Origin of the sequence: Pseudothioclava alba, from assembly GCF_033100795.1 — a bacterium.
Lineage (GTDB): Bacteria > Pseudomonadota > Alphaproteobacteria > Rhodobacterales > Rhodobacteraceae > Pseudothioclava.
The window spans coordinates 17,951-34,182 of the sequence record NZ_JAWLVI010000008.1 but is presented as its reverse complement, the minus strand read 5'-3'; the positions used below and the strand labels follow the sequence as shown (position 1 = coordinate 34,182).

At 63.5% G+C, this 16,232-nt stretch carries 17 protein-coding genes; 16 read left to right on the top strand and 1 reads right to left on the bottom strand.

The genetic code is table 11. The features are described from left to right. Positions 1 to 30: 30 nt before the first annotated feature. From RYZ20_RS14445 to RYZ20_RS14405, 9 genes are all read left to right on the top strand, one after another. Positions 31 to 2,484: a phage tail tape measure C-terminal domain-containing protein gene (locus RYZ20_RS14445; protein WP_317674678.1), complete on the top strand. Its 2,454-nt coding sequence runs from the start codon at positions 31 to 33 to the stop codon at positions 2,482 to 2,484. Positions 2,485 to 2,495: 11 nt separating this feature from the next. Then, positions 2,496 to 3,083, top strand: a complete 588-nt coding sequence (locus RYZ20_RS14440; RefSeq protein WP_317674750.1) for a hypothetical protein — start codon at positions 2,496 to 2,498, stop codon at positions 3,081 to 3,083. Then, positions 3,083 to 3,643, top strand: coding sequence for a hypothetical protein (locus RYZ20_RS14435; RefSeq protein ID WP_317674676.1), 561 nt, complete (start codon positions 3,083 to 3,085; stop codon positions 3,641 to 3,643). The genes RYZ20_RS14440 and RYZ20_RS14435 overlap by 1 nt, the downstream gene beginning before the upstream one ends. Continuing rightward, positions 3,643 to 4,053 carry a DUF6950 family protein gene (locus RYZ20_RS14430; RefSeq protein ID WP_317674674.1) on the top strand — a complete coding sequence of 137 codons (411 nt, stop codon included), beginning with the start codon at positions 3,643 to 3,645 and terminating at the stop codon, positions 4,051 to 4,053. Before RYZ20_RS14435 ends, RYZ20_RS14430 begins: the two co-directional genes overlap by 1 nt. A gap of 45 nt (positions 4,054 to 4,098) precedes the next feature. Next, positions 4,099 to 6,648, top strand: a complete 2,550-nt coding sequence (locus RYZ20_RS14425) for a phage tail protein (protein ID WP_317674672.1) — start codon at positions 4,099 to 4,101, stop codon at positions 6,646 to 6,648. Then, on the top strand, positions 6,648 to 7,307 hold the full coding sequence (locus RYZ20_RS14420) for a tail fiber domain-containing protein (protein ID WP_317674670.1): 660 nt from the start codon (positions 6,648 to 6,650) through the stop codon (positions 7,305 to 7,307). Before RYZ20_RS14425 ends, RYZ20_RS14420 begins: the two co-directional genes overlap by 1 nt. Next, on the top strand, positions 7,304 to 7,618 hold the full coding sequence (locus RYZ20_RS14415; RefSeq protein ID WP_317674668.1) for a phage holin family protein: 315 nt from the start codon (positions 7,304 to 7,306) through the stop codon (positions 7,616 to 7,618). The genes RYZ20_RS14420 and RYZ20_RS14415 overlap by 4 nt, the downstream gene beginning before the upstream one ends. Positions 7,619 to 7,760: 142 nt before the next feature. Then, positions 7,761 to 8,693, top strand: coding sequence for a C40 family peptidase (locus RYZ20_RS14410; RefSeq protein ID WP_317674666.1), 933 nt, complete (start codon positions 7,761 to 7,763; stop codon positions 8,691 to 8,693). Continuing rightward, positions 8,690 to 8,947 carry a hypothetical protein gene (locus RYZ20_RS14405; RefSeq protein WP_317674664.1) on the top strand — a complete coding sequence of 86 codons (258 nt, stop codon included), beginning with the start codon at positions 8,690 to 8,692 and terminating at the stop codon, positions 8,945 to 8,947. Before RYZ20_RS14410 ends, RYZ20_RS14405 begins: the two co-directional genes overlap by 4 nt. A 146-nt stretch (positions 8,948 to 9,093) precedes the next feature. Here RYZ20_RS14405 and RYZ20_RS14400 read toward each other — a convergent pair whose 3' ends face one another. Further along, positions 9,094 to 9,684, bottom strand: a complete 591-nt coding sequence (locus RYZ20_RS14400) for a UPF0149 family protein (RefSeq protein WP_317674662.1) — start codon at positions 9,682 to 9,684, stop codon at positions 9,094 to 9,096. An 87-nt stretch (positions 9,685 to 9,771) separates the two neighbouring features. Here RYZ20_RS14400 and RYZ20_RS14395 point away from each other — a divergent pair, with 87 nt between their 5' ends. The 7 genes from RYZ20_RS14395 to RYZ20_RS14365 all read left to right on the top strand — a co-directional run bounded on the left by RYZ20_RS14395 (position 9,772) and on the right by RYZ20_RS14365 (position 16,104). Then, the gene (locus RYZ20_RS14395; RefSeq protein ID WP_317674660.1) at positions 9,772 to 10,128 is read left to right on the top strand and encodes a hypothetical protein; all 357 of its coding nucleotides are present in this window, start codon (positions 9,772 to 9,774) and stop codon (positions 10,126 to 10,128) included. 230 nt (positions 10,129 to 10,358) lie between these two features. Next, a complete protein-coding gene (locus tag RYZ20_RS14390; RefSeq protein ID WP_317674658.1) occupies positions 10,359 to 11,603 on the top strand; it encodes a head decoration protein in 1,245 nt (414 codons plus the stop codon). A gap of 3 nt (positions 11,604 to 11,606) precedes the next feature. Continuing rightward, positions 11,607 to 12,230 carry a tail fiber domain-containing protein gene (locus RYZ20_RS14385; protein WP_317674655.1) on the top strand — a complete coding sequence of 208 codons (624 nt, stop codon included), beginning with the start codon at positions 11,607 to 11,609 and terminating at the stop codon, positions 12,228 to 12,230. Next, positions 12,227 to 13,162, top strand: coding sequence for a hypothetical protein (locus RYZ20_RS14380; protein WP_317674653.1), 936 nt, complete (start codon positions 12,227 to 12,229; stop codon positions 13,160 to 13,162). Before RYZ20_RS14385 ends, RYZ20_RS14380 begins: the two co-directional genes overlap by 4 nt. After that, positions 13,162 to 13,905 (top strand): hypothetical protein, encoded by a 744-nt coding sequence (locus RYZ20_RS14375; protein WP_317674651.1) that lies wholly within the window; start codon positions 13,162 to 13,164, stop codon positions 13,903 to 13,905. Before RYZ20_RS14380 ends, RYZ20_RS14375 begins: the two co-directional genes overlap by 1 nt. 301 nt (positions 13,906 to 14,206) lie before the next feature. After that, the gene (locus tag RYZ20_RS14370) at positions 14,207 to 14,839 is read left to right on the top strand and encodes a hypothetical protein (RefSeq protein ID WP_317674649.1); all 633 of its coding nucleotides are present in this window, start codon (positions 14,207 to 14,209) and stop codon (positions 14,837 to 14,839) included. Next, the gene (locus RYZ20_RS14365) at positions 14,839 to 16,104 is read left to right on the top strand and encodes a radical SAM/SPASM domain-containing protein (RefSeq protein WP_317674647.1); all 1,266 of its coding nucleotides are present in this window, start codon (positions 14,839 to 14,841) and stop codon (positions 16,102 to 16,104) included. The genes RYZ20_RS14370 and RYZ20_RS14365 overlap by 1 nt, the downstream gene beginning before the upstream one ends. Positions 16,105 to 16,232: the final 128 nt, after the last annotated feature.

Genomic DNA, 16,232 nt, shown 5'->3' with positions numbered 1-16,232 from the left:
AACGAGGTGAACCCGAAGGACTTAAGCCCCATGTCGACGAAACAAGTCTCTGTCCGGCTTTCCGCCACAGGTGGCCGGCAAGTGCGTGCGGAACTGGAAGGCGTGGGCGAAGCTGGCGCGCGCGGTTTTGGCCATCTCTCGCGCGAAATGACCGAGGCGAATACGCGGATGGCGGCCTTTGCCCGGAAGGCGAAGATTGCCGCCACCGCTGCGGCCATGGCGCTGGCGGGCTCGGTTTTGGCGATGACGCGCTCCACGGCCGAGGCAGCGAATGAGATATCCCAACTCAGCCAAGTTGCTAATGCCGCTCCGGAGGTGTTTCAACGCTGGTCGGCCGCCTCTTCAACGGTTGGCATCGAGCAGGAAAAACTCGCCGATATCCTGAAGGATGTGAACGACCGGGTGGGCGACTTTCTGCAAACGGGCGGCGGCCCGATGAAAGACTTCTTTGAGAACATCGCGCCGAAAGTGGGCGTGACGGCAAAGGAGTTTGCGCGGCTTTCGGGCCCAGAAGCGCTGCAACTTTACGTCTCAAGCCTCGAAAAGGCGGGCGCCAATCAACAGGAGATGACCTTCTATCTCGAGGCCATGGCATCAGACGCGACGAAACTCGTACCGCTGTTGCAAAACGGCGGCGCGGAAATGTCCCGCCTTGGCGCGCAGGCGCAAAATCTGGGCGCAGTCCTCGACAGCAAAGCTATTGCCGCACTGAAGCGCTCTGAGCTTGCGATGCTGAGCATCGGCCAGGTGTTCACCGGCGTGCGCAACCGGATTGCGGTGGCCTTTGCCCCCACCTTGGAAGCTGTGGCGAAGGCCTTTGTTTCGCTGGCGTCCAGCGCCAGCCCGCTCAGCCGCGCGTTCAATGCGGTGCTTGCGAACCTTGATCGCCTCGCGATTTATGCCGGTACCTTCGCCACCTTTCTGGCAGGCCGCTGGGTCGCTGCGATGGCGGTGGCGGCGCTCTCGGTGCGCAGCTTTGCTCTCACGCTGGTCGCGCTGAAAGGCGCACTCATTCGCACCGGCATCGGCGCGCTGATCGTCGGCGCGGGAGAATTGGTCTATTGGTTCACCCGGCTTTCAGCCCATGTGGGTGGCTTCGGTGCCGCCCTTGCCCTTCTTCGCGATGCCGCCGTGGACATCTGGAGCCGCATTGCCATGAGCGCGCGGGCGTCTTGGGCTACTGTCGAGGCGGGCTGGGCGAAGATGCAGGCCGGGATTTATGACGCCCTGAAGGGCGCGTCGGATGCGGTGATGGGCTGGGTCAATCACACGCTCGGGGCCTTCCAGGGCAGCGTGGACGCCATCGCGGTGATCTGGGGCAAGCTGCCTGCCGTGCTGGGCGATCTGATGATCCAGAGCGCCAACAGCGTCATTGGCGGGGTGGAGAGCCTCCTCAACGGCGTTATCGACCGGATCAACAGCTTTATCGGCACGGTAAATGACGTGCTCGCGAAACTCCCCGACTGGGCACAGGGCGATTGGTCGAAAATAGATCCTGTCGGCAAAATGAATCTGCCCGATCTCACCAACCCGCTTGCGGGGGCCGCAAGTGATGCGGGCAGTGCGGCGGCGGAAGCCTTCCAGAAGGCTTTTGCCAAGATCACCATCGAGAACCCGGACCTCTTTGCAGGGATGTCGGAGGAAGCCCGCGCCCGCGCGGCGGCTTATGCGGAAGCGGCAGGCATGCTCTCGGAGGCCGCAGCTCAGCCCTTGACGGCGTGGGAGGCATTGAAGGCGGCCGTGATGGGAACGGGGGATCAGGGGGCTGCGGCTCTTGATGACGCCAGCGGAGCGGCCGATCGTCTGCGCGAGGCTTTGGGTGGGGCGGGCAATGCTGGCAAAGACGCCAAAGACAAAATCCTGATGGGCTTTGCCGCCGTCACGAAGTCGCTCAGCGACTACGCGAAAGATGCGCTCAATTGGGGCAAGGGCCTCGGCGAAACCTTGACCGGGGCTTTCCAGGGCGCGGAGAGCGCGTTTCGGAGTTTTGTCGAAACCGGCAAGCTCGACTTCAAAGGGCTTGTCCGCTCGATCCTGACCGATCTGGCGGTGCTCGCCTTCAAGCGCGCGGTGCTCGGACCCCTCGCGTCCGCGCTCTCTGGCATCTTCGGCGGCGGATCAGTCTCGGCTGCGGTCGCACATACGGGCGCCATTGTCGGGCTTTCGGGGCAAAGCCGGTCGGTTCCAACCGGGGTCTTTGCCTCCGCACCTCGTATGCACACGGGCGGATGGGCGGGGCTCAGGCCCGATGAGGTGCCGGCGATTTTGCAACGCGGCGAGCGCGTGCTCTCGCGACGTGAAGCCGCTGGCTTTGGCGCGGGTTCGGGGGCTGTGCCGAGCGTCACGGTGAGCATTGATGCGCGCGGTGCGCAAATGGGTGTGGCGGAGCAGATTGATGCGAAACTGCGCGCGGCCATTCCGGAGATTGCGCGGATTGCCAAACAAAGCGTTGCCGACGGGCGGCGGCGCGGTCAGGCGATCTGAGCGTGCAGAATATGACAATACCCGTTTTACCTTTGACGCTCGTGTCCTCGCTGGAACGCCGCCTCGTCACTTCGGTCGCGGAGGCGCGCTCGCCTTTCACCGGCACGGCACAAATCCAAGATTGGGGCGCATCCTGGTGGGAATACCAGTTTGAGATGGCAGTGACCCAAGGGGCGAAGGCCCGACGGCTTTCAGCCTTTTTTGCGTCGTTTGGCGGGTTGCGGGGGCGGTTTCTGTTTCCGGACCCGTCGATTATGGTGCCGCTTGGCACGGGTGATCCTTACGTGACCGAAGCACAGATAGCCGGCGCCTCGACCCTGCGCACAGCGGGATGGGGACTTGGCCTGCAGGCGGGCGACTTCTTCCAGCTGGGCTCGGCGGAAACCACGCGGCTTTATCAGCTGGTTGAGGATGTCGTGCCAGTGGGGTCTGAAGCCACGCTCACCTTCGTGCCGCCGCTGCGCGCCTCCGTTCCCGTGGGCACACAGTTGGGGTTGACTGCGCCGTCGGTGCTGTTGCGCCTCACGGCCCCCGTGCCGACGGTGATTGGCCGCGCCGATCAGCACCGTTTTACGATCTCCGCAAGAGAGGCGCTTTGATGAGCCGTGACATCACCGCCGCCTTTGCCGCGGCGCTCGCTGATCAGCACCTGCGCCCGGTGATCTTCTTTGAGGGGCAGTTTGCCACGGGCTGGGTGCGGATATGGTCGGGCTTGGGCGAGATCAGTTGGAACGGCGAGACCTGGTCCGGGGCGGGATCGCTTCTGGGCCTCGGCTCCATCGATGAAAGCGGTGAGGTCGTCGCGGGCGGCACCGCTGTTTCGCTCTCAGGCGTGCCGCTCGATCTCGTGCAAATGGCCATCGAGGAGGCGCGTCAGGGCCTGCCGGGGCGGATCTGGCTTGGTCTTTTGGCTGAGGACGGCAGCATCATCGCTGATCCCGTGCAGGCGTTTTCTGGCCGCCTCGATGTTCCGGAAATCAAGGATGACGCCACGACTTGCACAATCACGATCAGCTATGAAAGCAGGCTGATCGATCTGACCGTCGCGCGCTCTTGGCGCTACACCCATGAAAGCCAGCAGGTGCTCTTCCCCGGTGATCTCGGCTTTGAATATGTGACGGCCATTCAGGATCGCGAGATTACTTGGGGGCGTGGGTGATGCTCCTTCGCGTTGAAAATTGGGAACGCCTGCTTGCTGAGGCAATTGAGGCCGCCCGCTTGCGCCCCTTCGCTTGGGGCATCCACGACTGTCCGACCTTCGCATTTGAGACCCGCACCACTCTGACGGGCGGCGACGACACCGCCGCCCTCTGGCGGGGCCGCTACAGCACGGCACTTGGCGGTGAGCGCGTGATGCGCCGCCTTGGTTGGACCTCGCTTGAAGATATGGGCCGGGCCTTGCTTGGCGACCCACGCGCCTCTGTGCTCCTTGCGGGCCGCGGCGACATTGTCCTCGCCGATACGGGCCTGGGCTTTGGCATCTGCGTGGGGGCCTCCGCCGTCGGCATGGCACCCGCTGGTCTCGTGGCAGTCCCGCTTACCTCCTGTCGGCTCGCCTGGGCCGTTTAACACCGAACCGACCACATCCTTTGTCTCTCCAACCCGGATACTCCGATGCCCTTCATCGTCTCTGCTGTGACGGCCGTCGCAACCTGGGTCAGCGCCACCCTGGCGGCGGGGGGCATTGCGGCGGCGCTTTTGCGCATCGGTGGCACGCTGCTTCTCTCCTATGCGGCGCAGGCGCTGATGCCGAAACCGCAGACGACGCTCGCGAACCGCACAGTGACGATCCGCGAGCCGGTGGTGCCGCGTGATCTGGTTTATGGCCGCACCCGCAAAGGCGGGGTCATTGTATTCCTGAACGCCTCGGGGGCGGACAACAAATACCTCGATCTGGTGATCGTGCTCGCCACCCACCGCGTCAAATCCATCGGCGCGATCTATTTTGAGGGCGAAATGGCCCTTGATGCGGCAGGCGTCGCGCAAGGCCGATGGGCGGGAAAGGTTGCTGTTGAAAAACGCCTCGGCGCCACAGATCAAACCGCGTTCTCCGGCCTCATGGCGGCGCTGCCCGACAAATGGTCCGAAAACCATTGCCTGAGGGGCTGCGCGGCGATCTGGCTCCGGCTCACCTATGATCAGGATGCCTATCCCGGCGGCATTCCGAACATCACGGTTGATCTCGAGGGTAAGGACGATATCTGGGACCCACGGACGCAAACCACCGGCTATTCCGAAAACCCCGCGCTTTGCCTTGCGGATTACATGGCAAACAGCACCTGGGGGATTGGCGCGGGGATCGGCCAGCCGGACGGGATCGACGAATTGTCGCTCGTTGCGGCGGCGAACATCTGTGACGAGACTGTCCCCTTGGCCAGCGGTGGGTCAGAGCCGCGCTATGCCTGCAACGGGGTGATCTCGCTGGGGGAAGCGCCAAAGACCATCATCGAGGGGTTGCTCTCAAGTTCTGCCGGGCGCTGTGCGGTCTCGGGCGGGTCCTGGCGCATCCATGCCGGGGCTTGGGCCCCGCCCACGGTTGCGCTGACCTCGGATCATGTGCGCGAGGGCGGGCTGACCTTGGCGACGCGGGTGACGATGTCGTCGAACTTCAACGGGGTGCGGGGCCAGTTCGTGAGCCCCGAGAACGATTGGCAACCCGATGACTTCCCGGCCTATGCGTCCGAGGTCTATGTGGCTGAGGATGGCGGTGAGCCGAAATGGCGCGATATCTCACTGCCCTTCACGATCTCGGCGTCGATGGCGCAGCGGCTCGCAAAAATTGAACTTGAGCGTGCGCGGCGGCAAATGACGGTGCGGCTCTCGGGCAAGCTCTCGGCTTGGGCGGCAACAGTGGGCGATGTGGTGACACTCTCCTATGCCCGCTGGGGCTTTGCCGCGAAACCCTTCGAGGTCCATGGGGTCAGCCTTGATTTAACGGCCTCGGACGACGGCGCGCTATTGTTGCCGGAACTCGTGCTGCGCGAGACCTCGCCCTTGGTCTACGACTGGTCGGCCTCTGAGGAGCAGATTTATGCGGCGGCCCCAAGGACCGTGCTGCCAAATCCTCATGACATTCCAGCCCCCGGCGCGCCGCAGGTCACCGAGGAGCTCTATGTCACCCGCGATGGCGGTGGGCTGAAGGTTCTGGCGAAGGTCGCATGGGAGGCGGCACCGTCGGGATTTGTCGCGGCCTATCAGCTGCAAGGCAGACTTTCTGGCGCGGCTGACTGGATCGACTATGGCCGCACCGATGGCTCCACACTGGAAATCCGCGACATCGCGCCAGGGACTTGGGCCTTCCGCGTCAAAGCCATCTCGGTTCTGGGTGTTTCCTCGCCTTGGCAGGAAACCCAGGCCGAAATCCTCGGCCTGACCGCCCCACCGGCGCAGCTTGAGAATGTGACCCTGCAAACGGCAGGTGGGCTGGCGATCCTCAAATGGACGCGGTCGGCCGATCCCGATGTGCGCGTGGGCGGCAACATCGTGATCCGGCACTCAAAGGAAGTGACGGCCACTTGGGCCGACAGCTATTCGATGGACCGGGTCTCGGGCGGTGAGGCGATTGCGGTCGTGCCCTTGAAACCCGGCACCTACCTGGTGCGCGCCGAAGACAGTGGCGGGCGCGCGGGGCCAGAAGTGCGGGTCGCCACCAAGGGCGCGCAGGTGCTGGCCTTCTCGACGCTGGCCTATTTGCAGGCCGATCCGGGCTTTCTCGGCGATAAGGTCGGGGTTGAAGTCACGGGCGCAAACCTGACGCTCGCCACCACGATTGATGCAAGTGGCATCCCGCAGGTTGCGGCGCTGGAGGGGGCCTACGGCTTCGCTTCCGGGCTCGACCTCGGTGCTGTGAAACGCGTGCGGCTCCGTTCCGAGATTGGCGTGGCCGCGCTGGCGCTGAATGACCGGATCGATGCGAGGACAGCGGTGATGGACAGCTGGGCCGATTTTGATGGCTCCGCCGGCGCAGAAATCGATGTGCTTTTTGAAATCCGCGAAACCGATGACGATCCGAATGGGGTGCCGACCTGGGGACCCTGGGGCCGTCTCGACAATCACGAGATCGAGGCGCGTGCGATTGAGGCGCGGGCGTTTCTCACGACGAAAGATGCGTCTTACACGCCCATCGTCTCACAACTGCGGCTTTATGCCGATGAGGTGGCCTGATGGCGCAGACGTCGAGTTTTACCATTGCCAATGATGCAGGCGCCGCCGTGCGCGCGCGGATCAACGAGGTGATCGCGGCGCTGGCCTCGGCCAATGCCGGGGCTTCAGCACCGACGGCCACGGTCGCGGGCATGCTCTGGCTGGATACCTCCGCTTCTCCGCCGGTTTTGCGCCGAAGGAACGCGACCAACACAGGCTGGGAGGTGCTCCTCGATGCGGGCGGCAATCTTGCGGGGCTTGCGAACACCGCCGTGGCGCGTACGAACCTTGGCCTTGGCTCAATGGCCACAAAATCTGCCGCCGACTACGACTCCGCGATTGCGGCAAAAGCGGCGCTCACTGGCGCCACCTTCACTGGCGTGGTGACGGCGCCGAACTTTGTCTCCTCCTCAGACGCGCGGCTCAAATCTGACATCACCACGATCACCGATGCGCTGACCATGGTCGGCGCGCTGCGTGGCGTGCGCTTCACCATGGATGGGGAGCGCCAGATTGGCGTCATCGCGCAGGAGGTCGCGGCAGTGCTGCCCGAGGTGGTGCGGGCAGATGCGCAGACCGGCCAACTCTCGGTGGCTTACGGCAATATCGTGGGTCTCTTGATCGAGGCCGTGAAGGAACTGGGCGCCCGCGTGGCGGTTTTGGAAGGACAAATGCCATGAATGACGCCGACGGCTTTATCGACACGATCAACGCGTTTTTTGGTGGGGCGCTCACCACCCTGATTGGCGCTTTTACCGGACGGCTGATGTGGCACTCAAGCGAGGTGAAGCTTGGCCGGCGCAAGTTCTTTGGCAAGGAGCTTCTCTGGGAGGTGCCGATTGCCATTGGCATGGCGCTCATCGGCGATGCGGCGGCCCGCTACATCGGCCTCACCCAACCCGTCTCGACCGGATTTGTTGCGACGCTCGCCTATCTGGGCCCGCGCGGGGCCGAGGCGCTGCTCTGCGGCTGGCTCGGGCGGCGGAAGTAATGCCGGCCATCAATGTCGGGCGCGCGGGCCGACTATGCGCACGAGCTGTGCGCGCGCCGCCGTGTTTTATCCCAGCCCGCCGCCCTGAACATCCTTATCGCCGCTCCCTTTGGGGCGGCGTTTTGCTTTGCAGGAGAAACGAATGACCCCCTATGACATTGCGCAAGGCTATATCGGCACGACCGAAGCCCCGGGCGCGGCTGACAATCCCAAAATCCTCGCGATGTATGCCTCGATTGGACAGGACTGGGTGGAGCATGACGAGGTTGCCTGGTGCGCGGCCTTTGTCGGCCATTGCTTGGAAAAAGCTGGCATCCGTTCCACCCGTAAACTCAACGCGCGCTCCTATCTCGATTGGGGCATCCGGGTGGAGCTTTCTGAGGCGCAGCCCGGCGACATCGTGGTGTTCCGGCGTGGCAGCTCTGCCTGGCAAGGCCATGTTGGCTTCCTCAAAGCGCAAAGCGGGGCCTCGATCGAGGTGCTTGGTGGCAATCAGGGAGATGCGGTGAATATTCGCCGGTTCTCTGCGACCAAATTGCTTGGCATACGTCGCACGGGGAATGTGGCGCCGCGCGTAGAAATGTCCATCACCGACGTTCAGCGTCGGTTGAAAGCCTTGGGCTATCACGAGGTGGGCGCGGTGGATGGCAAGATCGGTCCGCGCACCGAAGCGGCGATCCTGGCCTTCCGCAATGACAATGACTTGCCGCGGGTGCCGGTGATTGATGTGGCGCTGACGGACGCGCTCCGTGCGGCCAAACCGCGTGTCGTTGCCCCGGAGCGCGCGACAGGGAAACCACAAGGCTCGCGCATTCTGGCGGCCTCAACAGCACAGATCGGCTTGGGAGCGATCGGGGCGGCGGGCTCTGTTGCCAGCCAAATCGCCCCGGCGCTCGCGGAGGCAGAGCAGGCGCGCGACGTAGCGGGGCGGTTCTTCTCGTTGATTGGACTGCAGAGTTGGCTCGCCTCCGCGCTGCCCTGGATCGGGGCGGCCTGCTTTCTGGGCATTCTTTTCTATGCCCTGCACGCGCGTGCCGCCCGGATTGACGATCACCGCTCGGGGAAAACGCCATGATCGCGCTCGTCACTCGCCTCATAGCGGCAATCGGACGTCGGGTTGCCCTCTGGGGAGCGCTCGCTCTCGGTCTTCTTATCGCGCTGCGTGTGGCCGCCCGGCGGGGCCGCCATGCCGCTGAAGCGGACTTTGCCATCCGTGCTGCCGAGGCCCGCGTGCGAGCGCTGCAAACATCAAAGGACATCCGCCATGAGGTTCAAATCACTGACCGCGCTGATCTTGAGCGCCGGGCTGATCGCTGGATGCGGGATTAACCCGCGGGGTTTGCACGCCGATTGCGACTGGGCCGAGCCCATTCGACCATCGCGCCAGGATCAGCTGAGTGAGAGCACGCTTCGGCAGATCGTGGCGCATAACGAAATCGGCGCGCGGCTTTGCGGGTGGGTGCCCTAAGCGATGTTCAATGCAGCTTGGCCGCTTCCGGGTGGGGAAGCTCGGGGCGAGTTGCAAAGAGGATAGTCGCAACGCAATTCGGAATCATATCCGGGGCTTCGCGATCAAGCTCATCGATCTCTTCGTCGCTGAAATTGCTCTCCCCATCGGCGAGGTCTTGCAGCGCCATGAGAAAAATCATCGCGCTTTGCGTCTCTTCGTCGGCCCGCTCCAAAAGAGCCTGCCAAGCATCAGGCCGCAACCGCAGCGCCCTTGTATAGCCATCGACCCACCCTTCCCAGAGGGTCTCGTCGCTATTGGGATCCACTTCATAGATCGGTTCGAGATAGGGCGTCTGGGACAGGGTGGCCGCTATAGCATTGTAATGGCCCATGACGGCATCAATCGTTTCTTGCGCGCTCTCGAGATCGGGGAAGTTTGCCTCCCCCGTCTCGCCCCAGACGTGAGGAAGCCATTCCGAAGGCGGGATCATCTCCGGGCAAGCGAGAATACCGGTGAGGTAGCCATCAAGCTCGCTCAGCGTCATCGGGAAATTCTCTTGCGGCAAAGCGTAGAGCAGATCGTCGAGGCGATCGAGGTCCTGATCTGACTGGGTCATGGCGCGCTCCCTTGTGGGTTTGTTCGTTCCTATCTGCCTCGACCGCCCAGTGCAATTCCACCCGCCCTCCGACCTTCAGGAATAGAAATGCTTTCGACCCAAGAAGGCCCGATCATTTTGATCGGCTATGAGTACCGCCTGCAGCTTCAGGCCGAAGCGGACCTCTTCCCAGAAACCGCGACATTTGCTGGCCAGCTGCGCCGCGCGGTCAGTGACAGCGCGGTTTTGGCCACGATCTCAACCGCCAACGGCGGGGTGCTGCGCCGCGATGCACGCACACTGGAAATCGTGGTGCCGCCGGAGGTCACGGCCAGCCTCAGCCCCGGCCACGTTGTGCTCGACCTCGTGCGCACCGACGTGTCGCCAGATCAGCATCTGGGCTTTCTCCTCGACATCCCCGTCTCGCTGCCGGTGACAAGGCTCCCTGTTACTGGGGGCAGCTGAACCATGCCTACATCGCTATCCCTAGAGCCTCTCACGGGGCCAATCCGCATTGCTGTGACCTCAGCAGCGCCAATCGTGCTGCGCCTCGCGGCGGGGCCGGTTGGCATCCGCCTGCTTGGCCAGCCGGGCCCCCAAGGTCCAACCGGTCCTCAGGGTGAAACCGGGGCGCAGGGCGTGCCCGGTGTGACCATTCTTCCAACCGATACACCCATCAATGGAGGCTTCTTCTGATGGCGAATACCATCCAACTCAAGCGCCGTGTTTCCGGCGTTGCGGGCGCGCCGGCCGCGCTCAAATCCGGTGAGCTTGCCCATAACGAGGTCGATGACACGCTTTATGTCGGTAAGGGCGATGACGGGGCCGGCAATGCCACGTCCGTGGTGCCGATGGCAGGCTCTGGCGGATTTTTGGCGCTTGTCGGCACGCAAACCGTCGCCGGCGCGAAAACCTTCTCCCTCGTCCCAAAATCCTCCCAAGACGCGAGCGCGGCGACCGACCTCGTGCGCAAGTCGCAACTGGACGCCGGCTTGGCGACGAAGGCCGCGCTCAGTCACGCCCATGTCCTTTCCGATGTCACGGGGTTGCAAACCGCGCTTGATGCAAAGCTCGGCACATCGGCGACAGCCGTTGCGGCGAACAAGCTTGCCACGGCGCGGACGATTACACTCGCGGGCGATCTTTCGGGCTCGGTCAGTTTCGACGGCTCGGCCAATATCACGCTCACCGCCGCCGTGGCCGATGATAGCCATGCCCATGTCATCGCCAATGTGGATGGGTTGCAGGCGGCACTTGATGCCAAAGCGCCGCTGGCCTCGCCGGCGCTGACTGGCACGCCCTCTGCGCCGACTGCCATTACGGGCACCTCCACCACCCAGCTTGCCACCACGGCCTTTGTGCAAGAGGCGATCGTCGCCTTTGGCCCGGGTGACATGCTGAAATCCACCTATGATGCGGATGGCGATGGTAAGGTTGATGCGGCAGAAGTAGCGGATGCCGCACCTTGGGCTGGGATCACCGGCAAACCCACGAGCTTTCCACCCTCGGCACATGCGCATGCGATGAGCGACGTAACCGGGTTGCAAGCGGCGCTCGACGCGAAAGCCCCGCTCGCATCGCCTGCGTTCACGGGAGCGCCCACGGCACCGACGGCAACGGCGGGCACCAACACCGCGCAAATTGCCACCACGGGGTTTGTCGCGGCAGCCATCGCAGCGCTGATTGATGCCGCCCCCGGCGCGCTCGATACGTTGAATGAGCTCGCCGCTGCGCTTGGGGATGATCCGAACTTCGCCAGCACGGTGACAAATGCTTTGGCGGGCAAGCTTTCCGCCGCCTCAAACCTCAGCGATTTGCCGAATGTGGTGACGGCGCGCGCAAACCTCGGGCTCGGAACGATGGCGGTGCAAAACGCGGCCTCGGTTGCCATCACCGGCGGCACGATCAGCGGCATCGCCCTCGATGGGGGCACGTTCTGAGCCATGGCGAACACGATGCTTTTGAAGCGCACGACCGTCGCAGGGCGCGTGCCGACAGTGGCGCAGCTCTCGGCGGGTGAGCTCGCGGTGAATGTCACCGATGGGAAGCTTTACCTCAAGCGTGTCGCGGGCTCGGAAACCGTGGTGGAGCTTGGGCAGGTCGGCCCGCAAGGGCCCGCCGGTGCCGATGGCTCCCCCGACACCGCCGCGCAGGTGCTCGCCAAACTCATCACCGTCGATGGCGCGGGCTCAGGGCTCGATGCGGATTTGCTCGATGGGCTGCAGGCAAGCAGCTTCGCGCAGCTTTCTGGCGCCACCTTCACCGGCGTGGTCACCGCGCCGAACTTCGTCTCGTCGTCCGACGCGCGGCTCAAATCCGACATCACGCCCATCACCGAGGCCCTCGCAAAGGTGCAAGCGCTGCACGGTGTGACCTTCCGCATGGTGGGCAGCGATGCGCGCCAGATGGGTCTCATCGCGCAGGAGGTGCAGGCCGTCGCGCCTGAGGCGGTGGTTGAGGCCGAGGACGTGCTGCGCCTCGCTTACGGCAATCTCGTGGGCCTCTTGGTCGAGGCCATCAAAGACCTCGCGTGCGAGGTCTCTCAGCTCAAACGGAGCCTTCCATGATCGAAACCGGCTTTTTTGTCGTGCGCAACGCCGTAACCCAGATGCATTACGCCGTAGATCTGCAGCCCGATTATCTCGGCCTTGCCGTCTTTGAGCTGTGCGCCCCCGGTCGCGTCGGCGCGGCTGGCGGACCCTGCGATTGGGCCACGCTGTCTGCCCGGCTCAGTGTTCCCCCCGATCCGGGCGGTGCAGCGGGCGTCGTTGACTATGTGCTGAGCGAAGCCTTCGTACCCGATATGCCGCATGCGCCCCATGGCGCGATCTACAAGGGCCGCAGCTATCTCTTTTGGGGCGGCACGGCGGGCGAAGACGAGCTTGTCGATGTCTCGCTCATCGACTTTCCCCTTGGGCCAAACGGGCGGCCTGAGACCTGGCGCAATCGCTTTGCCCGTTCCGCCCGGGAAAAGATCGCGGATGCGCCGCGCTTTCGCGCGCGCGCCGCTGCGGTCAATGCGCTCTCGATCTTTATGCCCTTCAAGCCAGCGGGGCTGTCTGACTGCCGCGCCGAGCTTTTGTGCTCGGTAGAGCCCGTGTTTTTGAACGGCTCTGCACCCGATGGGGTTTTGGAGGAGGCGAGCCTCGATGAGAGCGGCCAGCGTTACCGGCAGTTCTTCTTCTCGGCCGTGGCAGAGTTCGAGGCGGGGACTGGGGCCGGAGATGGGGCCGCGCTGCAGGTGCCTGCCGGTGCGTCTCTCGACGTGCCGTTTCGGCTGATCTGGAACGGCGATGGTACGCCGGTCGAGCGAGCCCTGCGCCTGAAGCTCGAGGCAGATGCGGGCTATCTGCCGCGCCGACGCGTGAGCACCGATGCCACCGGGCGCGGCGTTGTGCGGATTGAGGCGCGGGGATTGGACCCGGGCGAGCAGATCGCGCTCAAGATCAACGCCGAGCATTTTACCGCCCTTGGCAAGCTGAACGTGGAGGTCATCTGATGGAGCTGCAAACGACATCTGAATTCCAGGCGATCTATCCCGCCTTCGTGCTGCACAAGCACTTTGACATGCCCGAGGGGTTCAATGACCACCTCTACGCGCTTGCCCGCCTTGATGCGGAAAAGTTCCAGGTCCGCGATACCGGCGATCCGCGGGCGACGGGCCGGGGCGCGGGCTCGACGCATCTCAACCATCTGCGGCACAACTTTCTGACCGACACGGTCGATCCGGCGATCCCGATCTTTGTGCAGATGGTGCGGGCGTCGATCCGGGAATACCTGCAACTTGCCTATGGTTATGACCACGCGGGCGAAATCGCGATGATGAGCGACGCCTTCTATCAATCCCGCGCGCGGGGGCAGAATGTCGGCATTGCGAGCCACACGCATGCGAAGTTCGACTTTGTCTGCACCTATTATCCGCGCATCCAATTGGACGCCGATTGCCCGGAGACGCCGCTCCATCAGGGTGCGGTGCGGTTTTACGACCCGGCCAATCTCGGCAAGCGGCTCTGGCCCTGTGAGAACCCCGACTTCTACATGGGCGGCTGGTATGGGGTGACGCCACGCGCGGGCTCGATGCTCGTCTTTGAGGGCCATGTGCCCCATGACAGCACCTATTTTGCCGGGGCGGAGCGGATGTGCATTCCGGTGCTCTCATCCCTCATTCTTCCCAATTCGCCGATCCGCACCCCGATGGCGGAGATTCTCAACATTCAGAAAGGCGGCAGCCATGGCCTATAAGGTTGGAACCACCATCGTCATTGATGACAGCGGCAATGTGGATTGGTCGCGCATTGCCAACAAGCCGGCGATTGGTGCGGGAACGCTCACCTCCGTGACGGTGAGCAATGGCACGCCGAGCGGCGGCGCAAATATATCGTGGAGCAATACGGCCCCCTATGTCGGCAATTGCTATGTCGAAAGCCTCAGCGGCGGTGGCACAACGGGGGATGTAACCGTCACCTCCGTTCGTCGGCAGNGGATGTAACCGTCACCTCCGTTCGTCGGCAGTTCAACTGCAATTGCAATTGCCGGTGCTGAGATGGAGGTGCGCGCGACAACACTTGAGCTCTGGCCCACGCGGGTCAGCTTTTTTGAAACCCCGCCTGACTGGGAGGTGAACCGGCTTCTGGCCGAGGAGGCCATTGCGGCGGCGGGGCTCGGGGAAACAGCAAAACCGCTCAGCGCAGCGAAGCGCCGGGTGCGCGGTATTCTGGATGGCAGCGCAGCCGGTCAAGCCCTGAAATCCCATCTCTTCGCCTGTGCACGGGCGGTGCTTGGGGACTGGGTCCCATACCTCGACCCCCACCATTGCGAAAACCGTGCCCTCGTGATGCAGCCCGGCGCCTTCATCTCGACGCATAAAGACAGCCGCGAGGGGGATCTGGCCTGCGTCCACTTCCTGACGGGCGGCGGAGCGGGGCAGCCGGTGAACAGCATGGGTAATCCGCGCTTCGTGATTGAAGACCCCTCGCGCTACTTCGACGAGGGGCGGTTGCCATATGAGAGCCGCCATGGCTTCTCGGTCAATCCACGGCCCGGGCTCTCGGTCTTCTTCCCGTCGCATATTCCCCACAACCAGCACCCTTACGAGGGCAGCGCGCCCCATGTGCAGGTCGTCGCGAACTTCCGCGTCACCCTGCCCAGCGCGATCGAAGAAAGGCTTTTTGACTGATGACGTGGTTTGATCTGACACTGGAAGCGCGGGACGGCAGCCGGCATGTCGTGCGCTACAACCCGCATACGTCGGAGTGTGAGGGGCTGTCGTTGCCATTTAGCCCAGGCAAATTTGTAGCCGTGCCGCGGGTGGCGAAGGATCGACCGCTTGGTAAATCTCGCGCGCCCCGCATCTTGAAAATCCAGCTCGGTCTCTCATGCAACTACGCCTGCGCCTATTGCAATCAGGCGGTGCAGATCGGCGATGCGACGGTTTCGAAGCTGGCGGATGTCGAGGCGTTTCTGGCGGGGCTCAATGGCTGGATCGAGGGCGCGCCGGAGCGGATCGAGCTCTGGGGCGGCGAGCCGTTTCTCTATTGGGCGAAGATCAAGCGGTTGGTGCCTGCGCTGGCGGCGCGGTTCCCCACGGCAGCGTTCTCGATCATCACCAACGGATCGCTCCTCGACCGCGAGAAGATCGACTTCATCGCGCAATACGACATCGCCGTCGGGATCAGTCATGACGGGCCGGGGCAGTATCTGCGCGGGCCCGATCCGCTTGATGATCCGGGAAAGCGGCGTTGGATCGTGGCCCTGCTGGCCGAGCGCCCGGACAAGACCGGGTTCAATGCGCTCCTAACGCGCCAGCATCACGACCTTCGGGCGCTCAAGGCCTGGTTTGCAGAAGAGGTCGGGCCGGACATCTTCGTCGGGCTCGAGGGCGTCGTGAATGTCTATGACGCAGCGACTGCGCTTGGCACGGGGCGGTTTGAGCCCGCGGAGCTAAACAGCCTGACGCGGTCGATCTTCGAAGCGCTGGTGGAGGACCCGAATGCCTTCGGTCTTGGGGAGCGCATCAACGAGTTCTATTCCTCGATCCAGCGTCGGCGGCCCATCGAAGCGCTCGGCCAAAAATGCGGGATGGACAGCCCCGACGCCATCGCCGTCGACCTGCGCGGGAACGTGATGACCTGCCAGAACACTGGGGCGAAGGGGGGGCACAAGATCGGCCATGTCGCCGAGTTTGACGCCATCGCGCTCGACACCGCGACGCATTTTGCCTTCCGGGAGGAGTGCATGTCATGCCCAGTCGTTCAGCTCTGCAAAGGGTCCTGCATGTTCCTCGAAGGGGAGTTCTTCAAGCAGAGCTGCGCCAATGAGTTTGCCTTTAACTTCGGCGTCATGATGGCGGCGGTGTGGCATTTGACGGGGATGGTGGTGGTTGGGGTATCAAAGTCGATAAAAATTTCAAACCCGCCACAGACGCTGTCGGCAGAATGCTGACAGGGGCATCAACAGTATGGCAAAGGCGGCATAGCCTTACCAGCATCCTTCACGCCAACCAAATTAGGCTTTGTCCACCGCGCACGTTCTGGCAATGTTCTCACTGACCCCCGCGATTCCCGGACCAG